Consider the following 17587-nt stretch of genomic DNA (forward strand, 5'->3'; position numbering starts at 1 on the left):
TGGTAGCATCCCTCGCCATGAGTGTATATGGACATATTCGGCGCAGCCTGGTGCTGCTGCTGCTGATCAGTACGGGTGCCTTCGCAGCGAGCGAGCTTGACGTAAGAGTCACCCCGAGCAATTCGGCTCTCAAGGCCAATATCGAAGGTTATGTCGGCAGCCTCGATGGACTCGATGCGCAGTCGCTGCGGCGCATGCGCCGTATCGCCGAAAACGAGGCCGACAAGGCTGCTCAGGCCCTGGGTTATTACCAGGCGCGCATTCGTAGCCGTATCGAGGAGGGCGAAACCCCACGCCTGGTGCTTGAGGTCGAGCCCGGTGAACGCATTCGCCTGCGCAACGTCGACATCCGTATTGAAGGTCCCGCCAGCGAGCTGTCAGCCTTTCGCGTACCCAGCGCCAGTCGCCTGAAAGCCGGCTCGGTGCTCAACCATGGACGCTACGAGGACGCCAAGCGGCTGATCCAGAATCAGGCCTCGCGCTACGGTTTCTTCGACGGCCGATTCTCCCGTCAGCGCTTGGAAATCGATCCGGCTGCTGGCGTCGCCGATATCGAACTGGTGTTCGTCAGCGGGCCACGCTACAGCCTGGGCGATATCGCCTTCAGTGGTGACTTCCCGTTCGATGAAGAGCTGTTGCTGCGCATGGTGCCGTTCGACCCGGACACGCCGTACGACTCCGAGTTGATCGCCGAGCTGTATCAGGCATTGCAGTCCAGCGGCTATTTCGAGTCGGTGCGGGTCGATGCCATTCCCACCCAGGCCAATCAACTGCGCATTCCCGTGACGGTAGCGCTGCAGGTGCGCGAGCCGCGCACCATGGGACTGGGGCTGGGGTTTTCCACGGATGTCGGGCCGCGTCTGCGCGCCAACTGGACGCGCCACTGGCGCAATCCGCAAGGGCATAGCTACGGGGTGGAAACCGAGTTGTCCGCGCCGCGGCAGAACGTTGGCCTGTGGTATGACATCCCCGGTGATCCCCCACTGACCGACAAATTGCGCCTGGCTGGCGGCTATCAATACGAAGAGTTGGCCAGCAATGACAGCCTGAGCCGGCTGCTCACCCTTGGCCCGGAATGGCACAGCCAGCGCTCTGGCGGTTGGCAGCGCGTGCTGTCGGTGAAGTGGCAGCGCGAAGAGTATCGCCTGGGTGACGACTCCGGGCTGAGTACTCTGTTGATGCCCGGTGTCAGCTATTCGCTGCTGCGCAGCGACAACCGCCTCGATCCGAACCAGGGCTACCGCGTGCAGTTCGACCTGCGCGGCGCCGTCGATGGTGTGCTCTCAGATGCCAACGTGCTGCATGGCAACGTCATGCTCAAGGGCCTGACCACCGTATTCGACAATCACCGTCTGCTCGGCCGTGTGCAGTTCGGTGGCACCGAGACCAATGGTTTCTCCTCGGTGCCGCCGTCGCTGCGTTTCTTCGCCGGCGGTGATCAGAGCGTACGCGGTTACGACTACCAGAGCCTGTCGCCGGAGAACAACCAAGGCGACAAGATCGGCGGCCGCTACCTGTTCGCCGTCAGCGCCGAGTATCAGTACAGTCTCACCGACAAGTGGCGCCTGGCGACCTTCATCGACCAGGGCAATTCCTTCAATTCGCTGGACATCCCTACCTTGAAGACCGGCGTCGGTTTCGGCGTGCGCTGGGTTTCGCCGGTTGGCCCGCTGCGCCTGGACCTCGCCCATGCGCTGGATGATGACGGCGGTGTGCGCCTGCATTTCTCCATGGGGCCTGAGCTATGACCCGGCGCCTGTTGAAATGGCTGGCTGGCGGTCTACTCGGCCTGGTGTTGCTGCTCGCCGCGGCACTGTGGACGCTGTTTGGCACTCAGGGCGGCAGCCGTTGGCTGCTGGCGCAGGTACCCGGCCTGCAGGTCGATAACTTCGTCGGGCGTCTGGGCGGTGCCTGGCAGGCGGATGCGCTGCTCTGGCAACAGGACGAGATGCGCGTGGAGCTGCAGCAACTGGACATGGCCTGGTCGCCGTCCTGTCTGTTGCGCCTAACGCTGTGCGTCGAGCGCCTGCATCTGCAGCAGGCAGCGCTGAACCTGCCACCAAGCGGTGAGCCAAGCAGCGAACCGCTGAGCCTGCCGAGCCTGAATCTGCCGCTGCGCTTGCAGCTTGGCGATATTCAGCTGGGCGAGTTGCGTCTGGATGGCCAGACGCAACTGAGCGATCTCGAACTGATCGCCAGCTGGAACGAGCAGGGCGTCGACCTGCAACGCCTGACGCTGCAACGTGATGACTTGAGCCTGGATGTCAGCGGTCGCTTGACGCCGCAGGGCGACTGGCCGCTGGCCTTGAGTGGGCGCCTGCAGTTGCCGGAGGTGGATGGCAAGCCCTGGCAGATCGCCTTGCAGATCGGCGGTGAGTTGCAGCGCAGCCTTGAGCTCGACGCGGACAGCAGTGGATACCTCGATGCTCGCCTGCAAGGCAAGGTGCAGGCCTTGGCGGAGCATTTGCCTGCCGAGTTGCGCCTGACCAGTCGCGACTTCCAGGCCAGTAGCGCCTTGCCGCCAACCTTGCACCTGCAGGATCTGCAATTGACGGCCAAAGGCGACTTGGCGGCTGGCTATCGCGTCGACGGCAGCGCCAATCTGCCTGCCGAGCAGGCGCCGATGCCGCTGACCTTGAGCGGACGTGTCGATGCTGCCGGCGCAGATATCGACTTGCTGCGCATCCAGGCGCAAGAGCAGCACCTGCAGGTCCAGGGCAAGCTGGCCTGGAGCGAGGCCTTCAGTGCCGATGCGCAGCTGGACTGGCTGGATTTCCCATGGCAGCGCCTGTACCCGATGGACGAGCCGCCACCGGTGGCTCTGCGTAACCTGCAGGCCGAGGTCAGCTATAGCGAAGGTAATTACCTGGGTAACTTCGCGGCGCAATTGCAGGGCCCCGCTGGAGACTTCAGCCTGAGCAGTCCGGTCAGTGGCGATCTTGGCCAGGTCAGCTTGCCGCAATTGCAACTGGTGGCTGGCCAGGGTCGCGCCGAAGGTGTGGTCAAGGTCGGTTTTGCTGACGGCATCGACTGGCAGGCGATGCTGCAGCTCAGCGCCCTCGACCCAGGTTATTGGCTGGCGGAGATGCCCGGTGATCTGGCCGGTCCGCTGAATACCTCGGGCAGCTTCAATGCCGGCTCGCTGCAGGCCAAGGCCGATATCGACCTCAATGGCCGCCTGCGCGGCCAACCTGCGCAATTGCAGGTGCAGGGTGCCGGTGCCGGCGAGCAGTGGCAGCTGGAACGGCTACTGGTGCGCCTGGGCGACAACCGGATCAGCGGCCAGGGCGCGCTGGATCAGCGTTTGCGGGGCCAGCTGGAGTTGGCCTTGCCGCGCCTGGGGCAACTCTGGCCCGGCTTGCAGGGCCAAATACAAGGCCAACTGTCCGTGGCCGGCACTTTGCAGGCGCCACAAGGCCAGCTGGCGTTGAGCGGTGAGCGCCTGGCCTTTGGTGACCCCAGCCTGCGGCGCCTGCAATTGGATGCGACGCTGGATGCACGGCAACAGGCAAAAATCGGTTTGAATCTGCGTGGTATCCGTATCGGTGACACCTATCTGGGGCGCTTGCAGGCCGACGGTCGTGGCGATCAGCGTACGCAGGCGCTGGACATCGATCTGCAAGGCCCGCTGCTACAACTGGCCTTGGCCATCAATGGCAACCTCAGCGAACAGGGCGATTGGCGCGGGCGCATCGCCAGCGGTCGCGTGCAGAGCGGTGGACAGGACTGGCAACTGCAGCAAGCAGCGAGCCTGGAACGCCTGGCCAGCGGGCGGTTGAATCTGGGGGCGCATTGCTGGCAATCCGGGGATGCCAGCCTCTGCGGTGGGCAACAGCGGCTGATGCCACAGCCCAGCCTGGACTGGCGTCTGCAGAATTTTCCCCTGGCCAGCCTGCAACCCTGGCTGCCAGAGGATTTCGCCTGGCAGGGGCGGTTGGACGGTCAGCTGAAGGTCGAGCTGCCCGATAGCGGCCCCAACGGTCAGGTCACGCTCGATGCTGGCGGCGGCAACCTGCGTATTCGTCAGCCGGATGAAGAACAGTGGCTGGATTTTCCCTACGACAGCCTGCGCCTGGACAGCACGCTGCGCCCGCAGCGGGTGGACAGCGAGCTGCGCTTCGTCAGCCGACGTTTGGGGGAGCTGGTGTTGCAGGCGCAGATCGACCCGCGCCCGGCGAACAAACCGGTCAACGGCGAGTTTCGTTTGAATGGTTTCGATCTGGCCGTGCTGCGTCCCTTTGTACCCATGGCGGACAAGCTCGAAGGCACGCTGCAGGGCAACGGCAGCATAAGTGGTCACCTGTTGGCGCCGCAGATCAACGGCCAACTGCGCCTGGACGGCGGCGAGCTGTCCGGCAACCAGCTGCCGGTCAGCCTGGAGGGCTTGCAGCTGCAGGCGTTGATCGCCGGCGAGCAGGTGCAGCTATCGGGCGATTGGCGCAGCGGCGAGCAAGGCCGCGGCAGCTTGCGTGGCCAACTGACCTGGGCCGAGGGGCTCAGTGGCGATCTGGCGCTGCAGGGGCAGCGTCTGCCGGTGAAGGTCGAGCCCTATGCCGAGTTGGAGGTCGAGCCGGATTTGCAACTGCAGTTGCGTGAGCAGCAGATGGCGGTCAGTGGCAAGGTCGGCGTACCGCGGGGTGTGATCAGCGTGCGCGAGCTACCGCCGTCAACGGTGAAGGTTTCCGGTGATGCACGGGTGGTTGGGCGTGAGGTGCCGGAGGCCGAGCAGGGCATAGGCATCGCCATGGATGTCGATGTCGAGGTCGGGCAGGACAAGCTGGCCTTCAGCGGCTTCGGCCTGAGCGCCGACCTGCGCGGGCGCGTACACATCGGCGATAACCTCGATACCCGCGGTGAGCTGGATCTGGTCAACGGCCGCTATCGCGCCTACGGCCAGCGCCTGACCATCCGTCGCGCACGTCTGCTGTTCACCGGGCCGATCGATCAGCCATTCCTCGATGTCGAGGCGATTCGCCGGGTCGATACGGTCGTCGCCGGTATCCGCCTGTCCGGCAGTGCCGAGCAGCCCAGTACCACGGTCTTCGCCGAGCCGGCCATGAGCCAGGAACAGGCGTTGTCCTATCTGGTGCTGGGGCGACCGCTGGGGCAAAGCACGGGTGACAACAACATGCTCGGCCAGGCAGCGCTGGCGCTTGGTCTGGCCGGCAGCAGTTCGATCACCACTGGCCTGGCCAACAGCCTGGGCATACAGGATTTCCAGCTCGACACCGAGGGCAGCGGCGTGACCACCAGCGTGGTGGCCAGCGGCAATATCACCGAGCGCCTTAGCTTGCGTTACGGTGTCGGCGTGTTCGAGCCGGCCAATACCATTGCCCTGCGTTACGAACTCAGTCGCCGTCTGTACCTGGAGGCCGCCAGCGGCCTGGCCAGTTCGCTCGACCTGTTCTATCGGCGGGATTTCTGATGGGGGCGCGATATTTCGCTAAATCCCTACATGGCTGCGGGTGTATCGGCAGCGCTTCTGCGCTAGTCTGGACGCATGGTCGGGCCGTGACCTGCCATTCGATGGAGCATTCGCCACGGCGAACCCCATGTCACACATTTGCCCTTCAACCCCCTGAACGATAAGGAAACTCTCATGGCGCAAGTCACTCTCAAAGGCAACCCGGTGCAGGTCGATGGTCAACTGCCGCAGGCCGGCCAACAGGCTCCGGCTTTCAGCCTGGTCGCTGGCGACCTGAGCGACGTCACCCTGGCCAGCCTGGCCGGCAAGCGCAAGGTGCTGAACATCTTCCCGAGCGTCGACACCCCGACCTGCGCCACCTCCGTGCGCAAGTTCAATGCCGAAGTCAGCCAACTGAACAACACCGTGGTGCTGTGCATCTCCGCTGACCTGCCGTTCGCCCAGGCGCGCTTCTGCGGCGCCGAAGGTCTGGACAGCGTGGTCAACCTGTCGACCCTGCGTGGTGCCGACTTCCTCAAGAACTATGGCGTGGCCATTGCCAGCGGCCCGCTGACCGGCCTGGCCGCGCGCGCCGTGGTGGTTCTGGATGAAAGCGACAAGGTGCTGCACAGCGAGCTGGTTGGCGAGATCGCTGACGAGCCGAACTATGCCGCTGCCCTGGCCGTGCTCAAGTAATCGGCAAGTAAAAACAGACGGCCTGCTTAGCAGGCCGTTTTTATTTGTGTACCAAGGCGAACGTTCGGGGTACCTCGGCAGTCTCTTGCCGGCCCAAGAATTTATCGCGGACACAAACAGTTAGTAACGTAAGGGGAGGGTAAAAAGCGGGTAAATGGGCTTTGCTTGACGCGGGCCAGTGCTTATCGTTCCGACTCCCACCAGAAGTGACCTCGCGCCTGCCATGTCGAATGCCCCCTCGTCCTCCTCTAACACCTCCCGCCAATGGCTGATCGGCCTCACGCTGCTTGCCGTGCTGCTTCTGCTGCTGTGGTGGTTCTGGCCGAGCACGCCGCAAGGCCAGCAGATAGGCCGTGGCCGCTTCGGTGACATGGGGCCAGTGCCGGTGCGTGTGGCCGAGGTCACGCAGGGCGAGTTTGCCATCGAGCTCAAGGCGCTCGGCACGGTCACGTCCTATAACACGGTCAACGTGCGCTCACGGGTCGATGGTGAACTGGTCAAGGTGCTGTTCGATGAGGGCCAGCAGGTCAAGGCCGGCGACCTGCTGGCGGTGATCGATCCACGCCCTTATCAGGTGGCCTTGCAGCAGGCGCAGGGGGCGTTGCAGGAAAACCAGGCGCAATTGAAAAACGCCGAGCTGGACCTGCAGCGCTACAAGGGCCTGTACGCCGAAGACAGCATTGCCAAACAGACCCTGGATACCCAGCAGGCCCTGGTCAATCAGTACCGTGGCAGCCTGCAGAGCAACCAGGCGGATGTCGCCACGGCCAAGCTCAACCTCGACTTCACCCAGATCCGCGCGCCCATCGATGGCCGTCTCGGTCTGCGTCAGCTGGATGTCGGCAACTTGGTCAGCAGCGGCGACACCACGCCGCTGGTGGTGATCACCCAGGCCGACCCGATTGCGGTGATCTTCACCATTCCCGAAGGCGACCTGCCGGCCGTGCTGCAACGCCGCCGCGACGGCAGCGTCCTCACCGTTGAAGCCTGGGACCGTGGCGAGCGCCTGAAGCTGGACGAGGGCGTGCTGGAGAGCCTGGACAACCAGATCGACACCACCACCGGTACGGTCAAGCTCAAGGCGCGTTTCGACAACGCCGAGCAGATGCTTTTCCCTAATCAGTTCGTCAACGTGCGTCTGCGCGTCGATACCCGCGAGGCTGCCACCATCATCCCGTCCGCCGCGGTGCAGTTCGGCACCCAGGGCACATTCGTCTATGTGGTAGACGGTGATAACAAGGTGAGCGTCCGGCCGCTCAGCATCGCCGCCAGTGATGCCGAACGCAGCATGGTTACCGAAGGCGTGCAGCCGGGTGAGCGACTGGTGCTGGAAGGCACCGACCGCCTGCGTGACGGCAGTGAGGTTGAAGTGGTCGACCCGCAGGCTGGGCAAACGCCCAAGGCTGAAGGGCAGGGTGAACCTGGCCAGGCTGCCGCCCGGAACGACGCATGAACATCTCCCGCCCCTTCATCCTGCGGCCGGTTGCCACCACGCTGTTGATGGTGGCGATCTTCCTCAGCGGTCTGATCGCCTATCGTCTGCTGCCAGTCTCGGCGCTGCCGGAGGTGGATTACCCGACCATCCGCGTGCTGACTCTCTATCCCGGTGCCAGCCCGGATGTGATGACCAGTGCCGTGACGGCGCCATTGGAGCGCCAGTTCGGGCAGATGGCCGGGCTCAAGCAGATGTCTTCGACCAGCTCTGGCGGCGCCTCGGTGATCACCCTGCGCTTCAATCTGGACGTCTCCCTGGCGGTGGCCGAGCAGGAAGTGCAGGCGGCGATCAACGCGGCGAGCAACTTGCTGCCTGGTGATCTGCCGGCACCGCCGGTGTACAACAAGGTCAACCCCGCCGATACGCCGGTACTGACGTTGGCGGTCAGCTCAAAGACGCTGCCGCTGCCGCAGGTCAATGACCTGGTCGATACCCGTCTGGCGCAGAAGCTGGCGCAAACCAGCGGCGTTGGCCTGGTGACCCTGGCCGGCGGGCAGCGTCCGGCCGTGCGTATTCGCGTCAACCCGGAGGCGCTGGCGTCCTACGGCCTGAGCCTGGCCGACGTGCGCAACCTGATCACCGCCAGCAACGTCAACCAGCCCAAGGGCAATTTCGATGGACCCACGCGGGTTTCGCAGCTCGATGCCAACGACCAGCTGAAATCCGTCGAGGAATACCGCGAGCTGATCCTCAACTACGAGAACGGCTCGGCGCTGCGCTTGAAGGATGTCGCCGAGATCATCGATGGCGCCGAGAATGAGCGCCTGGCAGCCTGGGCCAACCGTAACCAGGCGGTGCTGGTGAATGTACAGCGCCAGCCCGGCGCCAATGTGATCGATGTGGTCGACCGCATCCAGAGCCTGCTGCCGCACCTGACCGAGGGTCTGCCGGCCAGCGTCGAGGTCAAGGTACTCACCGACCGCACGCAGACCATCCGTGCGGCCGTGCGCGACGTGCAGCACGAGCTGCTGCTGGCCATCGCCCTGGTGGTGATGGTGACCTTTCTGTTCCTGCGCAAGCTGTCGGCGACCCTGATCCCGTCCATCGTCGTGCCGTTGTCGCTGATCGGCACCTTCGGCGTGATGTACCTGGCCGGTTTCACCATCAACAACCTGACGCTGATGGCGCTGACCATCGCCACCGGCTTCGTGGTCGACGACGCCATCGTCATGCTGGAGAACATCGCCCGTCACCTGGAGGAGGGCGAGACACCGCTCAACGCCGCGCTCAAAGGCGCCCGGCAGATCGGCTTCACCCTGGTCTCGCTGACTCTGTCGCTGATTGCCGTACTGATTCCGCTGCTGTTCATGGCCGACGTGGTGGGGCGGTTGTTCCGCGAGTTCGCCATCACCCTGGCGGTGGCCATCCTGATTTCCCTGGTGGTGTCGCTGACCTTGACGCCGATGATGTGCGCGCGCCTGCTCAAGGCGGAAAAGCCGGAGAGCGAAGGGCGTTTCTATCAGATGGCCGGCGGAGTCATCGACGCCATGATCGCGCGCTACGGCGTGTGGCTGCAGTGGGTGCTCAAGCATCAGCCGCTGACCCTGCTGGTAGCCGTGGCGACCCTGGGCCTGACGGTGTTGTTGTACCTGGCCGTGCCCAAGGGCTTCTTCCCGGTGCAGGACACCGGGGTGATCCAGGGTATTTCCGAGGCGCCGCAGTCGATTTCCTTCAGCGCCATGAGCGAGCGCCAGCAGCGCCTGGCCGATGTGATTCTGCGCGATCCGGCGGTGGCCAGCTTGTCCTCGTCGATTGGCGTGGACGGTGATAACCCGACGCTCAACAGTGGCCGCCTGCTGATCAACCTGAAGACCCATGCCGAGCGTGATGTCACCGCCAGTGAGGTGATCGAGCATCTGCGCCCGGAGCTGGCGAAGATTCCCGGTATCGAGCTGTTCATGCAGCCGGTGCAAGACCTGACCATCGAGGATCGCATCAGTCGCACCCAGTTCCAGTTCACCCTCGAGTCGCCCGACAGCCCGCTGCTGGAGGCCTGGACGCCGCGCCTGGTCGAGGCGCTGCGCGAGCAACCGGAACTGACCGACGTAGCCAGCGACCTGCAGAACCGTGGTCTGCAGGTGTACCTGGATATCGATCGCGATGCGGCCGCGCGCCTGGGTATCAACGTCGGTAACATCGACGATGCGCTTTACGACGCCTTCGGCCAGCGCCAGATCAGCACCATCTACACCCAGGCCAGCCAGTACCGCGTGGTGCTGGAAAGCCGCGATGGTGGGCGCATCGGCCTGGCCGCGCTGCGCCAGATCCACGTCGCCACCGGCGACGGCCAGCAGGTACCGCTGTCATCCCTGGCACACATCGAGGAGCGCCCGGCCAGCCTGTTGATCAACCACATCGGTCAGTTCCCGGCGGTGACCCTGTCGTTCAACCTGGCGCCGGGCGTATCGCTGGGCGAGGCGGTCGCCGTGATCGAGCGGGTCGAGCAGGAAATCGGCTTGCCCGGTGGCATCAACAGTCAATTCCAGGGCGCTGCCGAAGCGTTCCGGGCATCGCTGTCGTCGACCTTGCTGCTGATCCTGGCGGCCATCGTCACCATGTACATCGTGCTCGGCGTGCTCTACGAGAGCTACATCCACCCGATCACCATTCTCTCCACGTTGCCGTCGGCCGGCGTCGGCGCGCTGCTGGCGTTGCTGCTGACGGGTAATGACCTGGGGTTGATTGCCATCATCGGCATCATCCTGTTGATCGGTATCGTCAAGAAGAACGCGATCATGATGATCGACTTCGCCCTCGACGCCGAACGCCATCAGGGGATGGCGCCCGAGGCAGCGATCTACCAGGCGGCGTTGCTGCGCTTTCGGCCGATCCTGATGACCACCCTGGCGGCGTTGTTCGGTGCCATTCCGCTGATGCTCGCCTCGGGCTCTGGCGCCGAGCTGCGTCAGCCGCTGGGCCTGGTGATGGTCGGCGGGCTGCTGGTCAGCCAGGTGCTGACGCTGTTCACCACGCCGGTGATCTACCTGTACTTCGATCGCCTATCGCGGCGTTTCAGCGGGCGTAGCGCTGCCGGAGTGGTGGTATGACTGGTGCGTGGCTTTTCCTCCCCTCTCCCGCTTGCGGGAGAGGGGCCGGGGGAGAGGGCGGGTGTCGCGCTGTTCTATCGGCCCTCTCCCCAACCCTCTCCACTAGGCGTGCCCCCAATAAATGGGAGAGTGAGCAGGCCATGCCCTCATGAACCTCTCCGCGCCCTTCATCCGCCGTCCTGTGGCCACGCTGCTGCTGAGCCTGGCGATCATGCTGCTCGGCGGCGTCAGCTTCGGCCTGTTGCCGGTGTCGCCGCTGCCGAACATGGACTTCCCCGTGATCACCGTGCAGGCCAATCTGCCTGGGGCCAGTCCACAGATCATGGCCTCTACGGTGGCCACGCCGCTGGAGCGCTCGCTGGGCAGCATCGCCGGCGTCAACCAGATGAACAGCAACAGCAGCCAGGGCAGTACGCGGATCATGGTCGAGTTCGACCTGAACAAGGACATCAACACCGCCGCGCGTGAGGTGCAGGCTGCTATCAACGCCGCCCGCGAGCTGTTACCCAGCGGCATGCGCACCATGCCCAGCTACCGCAAGATCAACCCGTCGCAAGCGCCGATCATGGTCATCTCGCTGACCAGCGATACCTTGAACAAAGGGCAACTGTACGACGTGGCCTCGACCATCCTGGCGCAGAAGCTGTCGCAGGTCACTGGCGTCGGCGAAGTGCAGATTGGCGGCAGTTCGCTGCCTGCCGTGCGGGTGGCGCTGGAGCCGCGTCTGCTCGATCAGTACGGCATTGCCCTGGACGAAGTACGCCAGGCCATCGCCGCCAGCAATGCGTTGAAACCCAAGGGCGCAGTGGAAGACCCGCAGCGCCGCTGGCAGGTGCAGGCCAGCGACCAGTTGGCCAAAGCCGCCGATTACACGCCGATGATCATCCGTTACCAGAATGGTGCTGCCGTGCGCCTGGGCGATGTGGCGACCGTCACCGATGGTGTCGAGGATCGCTACAACAGCGGTTTCTACAACGACAAGGAAGCGGTGCTGCTGGTGATCAACCGGCAGAGCGGGGCGAATATCCTGCAAACCATCAGCGACATCCGCGCCGAGCTACCGGCCTTGCGCGAGGTGATGCCGGCCAGCGTCAAGCTGGAGGTGGCCATGGACCGCTCGCCAGTGATCCGCGCCACCCTGCACGAGGCCGAGCAGACCCTGCTGATTGCCGTGGGCCTGGTGATTCTGGTGGTGCTGGCGTTTCTCGGTCGCTGGCGGGCGGCGCTGATCCCGGCGCTGGCGGTGCCGGTGTCGCTGATCGGCAGCTTTGCCGCCATGTATCTGCTGGACTTCTCGCTGAACAACCTGTCGCTGATGGCGTTGATCATCGCTACCGGGCTGGTGGTGGATGACGCCATTGTGGTGCTGGAGAACATCTCCCGGCACATTCGCAATGGCGAGAATCCGCTGGACGCGGCGCTCAAGGGCACGCGCGAAGTGGGTTTCACCTTGCTGTCGATGAACCTGTCGCTGGTCGCGGTGTTCATCTCCATCCTGTTCATGGGCGGCATCATCGAGCGCCTGTTCCGTGAGTTCTCCCTGACCCTGGCCGTCGCAGTGGTGATTTCCCTGCTGGTGTCGCTGACGCTGACGCCGATGCTCTGCGCGCGCTGGCTCAAGGCTGAGGAGGAGCAATCGCGCAGCCGTCTGCAACAATGGGGTGATCGTGTGCAGGCGCGCGTACTGGCGTTCTACGCGCGCAGCCTGGACTGGGCCTTGCGCCACTCGTTGCTGATGCTGCTGAGTTTTCTCGCCACCATCGCGCTGAACGTTTATCTGTTCGTCAGCGTGCCGAAAACCTTCATGCCGCAGCAGGACACCGGCCAGTTGATCGGTTTCATCCGCGGTGACGACGGCCTGTCGTTCCAGGTCATGCAGCCGAAGATGGAGATCTTCCGCAACGCGGTGCTGGCCGATCCGGCGGTTGAGAGCGTGGCAGGCTTCATCGGCGGCAGCGGGGGCATCAACAACGCCTTCATGATCGTGCGCCTCAAACCCATCGCCCAACGCAGCGATTCGGCGCAGGACGTGATCAACCGCCTGCGCAACACGGTGCCCAAGGTGCCGGGTGGGCGCATGTTCCTCATGCCGGATCAGGACCTGCAGATGGGCGGGCGCCAGGGGCGCAGTTCGGAAAACGAATACATGCTGCTGTCCGACGACCTCGACGCGCTGCGCACCTGGTTGCCGAGGGTACGCGAGGCGCTGCGCGCGCTGCCGGAGCTGACTGGCATCGACGCCCGCGAAACCGAGGGCGCACAGCAGATTCGCCTGGTGGTGGACCGCGAGACGGCGAGCCGTCTGGGCGTGGACATGGACATGATCACGGCAGTGCTGAACAACGCCTTTAGCCAGCGCCAGGTGTCGACCATCTACCAGGCGCTGAACCAGTACAGCGTGGTCATGGAGATCAATCCCAAGTACGCCCAGCATCCCGAGGCGCTGGATCAGATCCAGCTGATTACCGACGACGGTGCGCGCGTGCCGCTGTCGGCCTTCGCCCGCTGGGAGCGCAGCCTGGAGAACGACAGGGTCAGCCACCAGGGCCAGTTCGCTGTGGAGAATATCGGCTTCTCCCTGGCCGAGGGCGTCAGCCTGGACCAGGCAACCCGTGCCATCGATGTTGCCATTGCCCGGCTCAACCTGCCGACCGAAGTGCAGGGCACGTTGGGCGGTACCGGCGCCGCCTTCCAGAAGGCGCAGGACAACCAACCGCTGATGATCCTGCTGGCGCTGGTGGTGGTGTACCTGGTGCTGGGCGTGCTCTACGAGAGCTACGTGCACCCGCTGACTATTCTTTCGACCTTGCCGTCTGCCGGAGTCGGCGCCTTGCTCGCGCTGCAGTTGGTGGGCATGGAATTCAGTCTGATCTCGCTGCTGGGACTGTTCCTGCTGATCGGCATCGTCAAGAAGAACGCCATCCTGATGGTTGACCTCGCCCTGCAGCTGGAGCGCGGCGAGCGCCTGAGCCCGCAGGAATCCATCCGCCAGGCCTGCCTGCTGCGCTTCCGACCGATCATGATGACCACCCTGGCCGCTATTCTCGGCGCCTTGCCGCTGGTACTGGGCAGCGCCGAGGGTTCGGAAATGCGCCAGCCGCTGGGTATCACCATTGTCGGTGGCCTGGTGCTGAGCCAGATGCTGACGCTCTACACCACTCCGGTGGTCTACCTCTACTTCGACCGCCTGCGCCATCGCGTCAACCGCTGGCGCGGCGTGCGTACCGATGCTTCGTTGGAAAATCCGCTATGAACCGAGCTCCCTTCGCCCGAACACTCGTCTCCCTGCTGCTGGCTGGCGTACTCGGCGGCTGCGCCCTGGGGCCTGACTATCAGCGCCCCGAACTGGTTGCGCCTGCGCAGTTCAAACAGGCCGAGGGCTGGAAGGCTGCCGCACCGGCCGACGCTCTGGAGCGTGGCAACTGGTGGGCGCTTTACGGCGATGCCGAGCTCAATGCATTAGTCGAGCGTCTGCAACTGTCCAACCAGAACCTGGCAGCCGCCGAGGCCCAGTACCGCCAGGCACGTGCTTTGGTACGCGGTGCGCGGGCCAGCTTCTACCCGACGCTGTCCGGCAGTGCCGGGGTGACAAGGGCTGGGCAGGGCGGCGGTGACAGCACCATACGCACCGCCGATGGCGTCGCCGTGAGTGGTTCGGGGGCGTCACGCATCTCCAAGAGCTATGACCTCAGCCTCAATGCCGCCTGGGAGCTGGATCTCTGGGGCAAACTGCGCCGAGGTCTGGAAGTCAGTCGTGCCGATTTCGACGCCAGCGCGGCCGATCTGGCTGCGGCGCGCTTGAGCCTGCAGAGCGAGCTGGTGCAGAACTACCTGCAACTGCGTGTCCTCGACGAACAGAAGCGCCTGCTCGATGCCACTGTCGCGGCTTATGCGCGCTCGCTGCGCCTGACCGAGAACCAGTACCGTGCCGGCATCGTGCCCAAGTCCGACGTGTCCCAGGCCACCACCCAACTCAAGAGCACCCAGGCGCAGGCCATCGATCTCGAGTGGCAACGCGCGCAGCTCGAACATGCCATCGCCGTGCTGGTGGGCGTGAGCCCGGCCGAGTTGGCCATCGCACCACGCGAAAGCTTGCCGGCACTGCCTGAGGTGCCCGTGGCGCTGCCTTCGCAGCTACTCGAACGTCGCCCTGATGTCGCTGCGGCCGAGCGCCGGGTGATGGCAGCCAACGCACAGATCGGCGTGGCGGAAGCGGCCTGGTTCCCGGACCTGACCCTTTCTGCCTCCGGCGGCTACCGCGGCAGCAGCTTCGCCGACTGGATCGAGGTACCTAACCGCTTCTGGTCGCTGGGTCCGCAACTGGCGTTGACCCTGTTCGATGGCGGTGCACGCCGTGCCGAGCTGGAACGTAGCGAAGCCGCCTATGACCAGACCGTTGCGCAATATCGCCAGGCGGTGCTGGACAGCTTCCGTGAGGTCGAGGACTACCTGGTACAATTGCGCGTGCTGGAGCAGGAGAGCGGCGTGCAGCAAGAGGCACTGGATGCGGCGCGCGAGTCACTGCGCCTGATCGAGAACCAGTACCGCGCCGGCACCGTCGACTACAACAGCGTGGTCACCGTACAGGCGACGGCGCTGAACAACGAGCGTACCAATCTGACGTTGCTCGGCAGCCGACTGACTGCCAGCGTGCAGTTGATCGCGGCCCTGGGTGGCGGCTGGCAGCTGCAGCAATTGCACGATAGTGAGGCCAGCAAGACAGGGCAGTAGAGTGGTCTTCGTGCACGCACGATTAACCTGACCTGCGGGCTAAGTTTCCGCTAAGATTCGCACTCTAGTATCAAGTGATCGCAACTGGCTATCAGGGATGTAGGGCAGCTATCGCCCTTCGGTCGTGCGTCTTTTTCTGCTCAGAGTCCCACGATGCTGATTGGTAGTTACGATTTCGCCCTGGTCTTTCTCTCGCTGTGCGTGGCGATCCTGGCGTCCTATACCGCTCTCGATCTGGCTGGGCGCATTGCCAGCGCCACTGGCGCGGCGCGCGTACTGTGGATAGGCGGCGGTGCCGTGGCCATGGGCATCGGCATCTGGTCGATGCATTTCGTCGGGATGCTCGCCTTCAGCTTGCCGATAGACCTGGGTTACGACCTCGCCATCACCCTGCTTTCGCTGGCCATCGCCATGCTTGCCTCGGGCTTTGCGCTGTGGCTGGTCAGCCAGCCTGAATTGCCGGCCTGGCATCTATGCCTGGGCGCCGTAGCCATGGGCGCCGGCATTGGCGCCATGCACTACATCGGCATGGCCGCGATGCGCATGCAGCCAGGCATCGTCTATGACCCACTGCTGTTCGCGCTGTCGCTGCTGATCGCTGTCGCCGCTTCTGGCGCCGCCTTGCTGATTGCCTTCCGCCTGCGTCGCCACACGCGCCATGTGCGTCTGTTGCGCGGCGGGGCGGCAGTGATCATGGGGGTTGCGATCGTCGGCATGCACTACACCGGCATGGCGGCCGCGAATTTCCCCGAAGGCAGTTTTTGTGGCGCGGCCTTCAGTGGCCTGGACAGAGGTTGGCTGGCCAGCCTGGTGATCGTCACCACCCTTGCCGTGCTGGCCATCGCCTTGCTGACTTCGATTCTCGATGCGCGCCTGGAAGCGCGCACCGAGCTGCTCAGCAGCTCGCTGGCCAAGGCCAATGCCGAACTGACACAGCTGGCCCTGCACGATGGCCTGACCAAGCTGCCCAATCGCCTGCTGCTGGAAGACCGCATCAGTCAGAACATCCTCAAGATGCAGCGCAATGGCGGTTATTTTGCCTTGCTGTTCATGGATCTGGACGGTTTTAAGCCGGTCAACGATGCCTTTGGTCATCACGTTGGCGATCAACTGTTGGTGGCGGTGGCGCAGCGTCTGCGGGCCCACCTACGCGCCAATGACAGCCTGGCGCGCATCGGTGGCGATGAGTTCGTGCTGCTGGCCGAACTGCGCCATCCGGATGATGCCGCCAATGTGGCCAGCCATGTGGTGGGGCTGCTCAACCAGGTTTTCGATATCGACGGTCATGAGCTGCGCGTCTCCACCAGTGTGGGTATCGCGTTGTATCCGGGAGATGGCATTGACCAGCAGGCGCTGCTGATCAACGCCGATGCTGCGATGTATCACGCCAAGAGTCTGGGCAAGAACGGTTACAGCTTCTTCGAGAGTTCGATGAACAATAATGCGCGGCAGCAGCTGCAGTTGCTGCATGACCTGCGCGTTGCCCTGGAGCGCGGCGAGCTGCGCCTGCACTACCAGCCAAAATTCGCCAGCGGCTCTGGTCGCATGCTAGGTGCCGAGGCCTTGCTGCGTTGGCAGCATCCGCAGCAGGGATTGCTGGCACCGGTGCATTTCATCGGGCTGGCGGAGAAGACCGGGCTGATCATTCCCATCGGTGATTGGGTGTTGGATGAAGCCTGTCGGCAGATGCGTCTATGGTACGAGCAGGGCCATCAGGACTGGCGTGTGGCGGTGAATCTCTCGGCGCTGCAGTTCTGCCATGGCGAGCTGGTGGAAACGGTGCGTGCAACCCTGGCCAGGTATGCGCTGCCGGCCAACTGCCTGACCCTGGAAATCACCGAAAGCACCGCCATGCACGATGTCAGCGCCAGCCAGCAGATACTCGAGCGGCTCGCCGAAATGGGTGTGGACATCGCCATCGACGATTTCGGCACCGGCTACTCCAGCCTGCTTTATCTCAAGCGCTTGCCAGCCAACGAACTGAAGATCGACCGCGGCTTCGTGCGTGATCTGGAACACGATGGCGACGATGTAGCCATCGTCTCCGCCATCGTCGCCCTGGGCCAGGCGCTGGACCTGCGCATCGTTGCTGAAGGAGTGGAGACGCCCGAGCAACAGGCGTTCCTTACCAAATTGGGCTGTGACTCGCTGCAGGGCTATTTGCTCGGGCATCCATTGCCGCCCGAGCATATTCCCAGTTGATCGGCCTCTGGC

Annotated in this window: 8 protein-coding genes; all 8 read left to right on the plus strand. The window is 64.0% G+C overall.

The genetic code is table 11. The annotated features are described in order from the left end of the window. Positions 1 to 17 precede the first annotated feature (17 nt). Positions 18 to 1748, plus strand: coding sequence for an autotransporter assembly complex protein TamA (locus tag BM059_RS07185; RefSeq protein WP_074937659.1), 1731 nt, complete (start codon positions 18 to 20; stop codon positions 1746 to 1748). Beyond that, positions 1745 to 5425, plus strand: a complete 3681-nt coding sequence (locus BM059_RS07190) for a translocation/assembly module TamB domain-containing protein (protein WP_074937660.1) — start codon at positions 1745 to 1747, stop codon at positions 5423 to 5425. Before BM059_RS07185 ends, BM059_RS07190 begins: the two co-directional genes overlap by 4 nt. A 174-nt stretch (positions 5426 to 5599) precedes the next feature. Continuing rightward, positions 5600 to 6100 (plus strand): thiol peroxidase, encoded by a 501-nt coding sequence (gene tpx, locus BM059_RS07195; RefSeq protein WP_036999390.1) that lies wholly within the window; start codon positions 5600 to 5602, stop codon positions 6098 to 6100. A gap of 223 nt (positions 6101 to 6323) precedes the next feature. Beyond that, positions 6324 to 7553 carry an MdtA/MuxA family multidrug efflux RND transporter periplasmic adaptor subunit gene (locus tag BM059_RS07200; protein WP_074937663.1) on the plus strand — a complete coding sequence of 410 codons (1230 nt, stop codon included), beginning with the start codon at positions 6324 to 6326 and terminating at the stop codon, positions 7551 to 7553. Continuing rightward, complete coding sequence (locus tag BM059_RS07205) at positions 7550 to 10642, plus strand: MdtB/MuxB family multidrug efflux RND transporter permease subunit (protein ID WP_074937665.1); 3093 nt, start codon at positions 7550 to 7552, stop codon at positions 10640 to 10642. The genes BM059_RS07200 and BM059_RS07205 overlap by 4 nt, the downstream gene beginning before the upstream one ends. Positions 10643 to 10790: 148 nt before the next feature. Beyond that, positions 10791 to 13895 (plus strand): multidrug efflux RND transporter permease subunit, encoded by a 3105-nt coding sequence (locus tag BM059_RS07210; protein WP_074937667.1) that lies wholly within the window; start codon positions 10791 to 10793, stop codon positions 13893 to 13895. Continuing rightward, on the plus strand, positions 13892 to 15373 hold the full coding sequence (locus BM059_RS07215; protein ID WP_074937669.1) for an efflux transporter outer membrane subunit: 1482 nt from the start codon (positions 13892 to 13894) through the stop codon (positions 15371 to 15373). Before BM059_RS07210 ends, BM059_RS07215 begins: the two co-directional genes overlap by 4 nt. Positions 15374 to 15526: 153 nt before the next feature. Further along, on the plus strand, positions 15527 to 17575 hold the full coding sequence (locus BM059_RS07220; protein ID WP_074937670.1) for a putative bifunctional diguanylate cyclase/phosphodiesterase: 2049 nt from the start codon (positions 15527 to 15529) through the stop codon (positions 17573 to 17575). Positions 17576 to 17587 lie beyond the last annotated feature (12 nt).

Origin of the sequence: Ectopseudomonas composti (genome assembly GCF_900115475.1) — a bacterium.
Lineage (GTDB): Bacteria > Pseudomonadota > Gammaproteobacteria > Pseudomonadales > Pseudomonadaceae > Aquipseudomonas > Aquipseudomonas composti.

What these genes read in the sequence shown, in the direction of transcription:
- BM059_RS07210 (WP_074937667.1), top strand. Translation starts at nt 10,791, where the DNA reads ATGAACCTCTCCGCGCCCTTCATCCGCCGTCCTGTGGCCACGCTGCTG.
- BM059_RS07190 (WP_074937660.1), top strand. Translation starts at nt 1,745, where the DNA reads ATGACCCGGCGCCTGTTGAAATGGCTGGCTGGCGGTCTACTCGGCCTG.
- tpx (WP_036999390.1), top strand. Translation starts at nt 5,600, where the DNA reads ATGGCGCAAGTCACTCTCAAAGGCAACCCGGTGCAGGTCGATGGTCAA.
- BM059_RS07220 (WP_074937670.1), top strand. Translation starts at nt 15,527, where the DNA reads ATGCTGATTGGTAGTTACGATTTCGCCCTGGTCTTTCTCTCGCTGTGC.
- BM059_RS07215 (WP_074937669.1), top strand. Translation starts at nt 13,892, where the DNA reads ATGAACCGAGCTCCCTTCGCCCGAACACTCGTCTCCCTGCTGCTGGCT.
- BM059_RS07200 (WP_074937663.1), top strand. Translation starts at nt 6,324, where the DNA reads ATGTCGAATGCCCCCTCGTCCTCCTCTAACACCTCCCGCCAATGGCTG.
- BM059_RS07205 (WP_074937665.1), top strand. Translation starts at nt 7,550, where the DNA reads ATGAACATCTCCCGCCCCTTCATCCTGCGGCCGGTTGCCACCACGCTG.
- BM059_RS07185 (WP_074937659.1), top strand. Translation starts at nt 18, where the DNA reads ATGAGTGTATATGGACATATTCGGCGCAGCCTGGTGCTGCTGCTGCTG.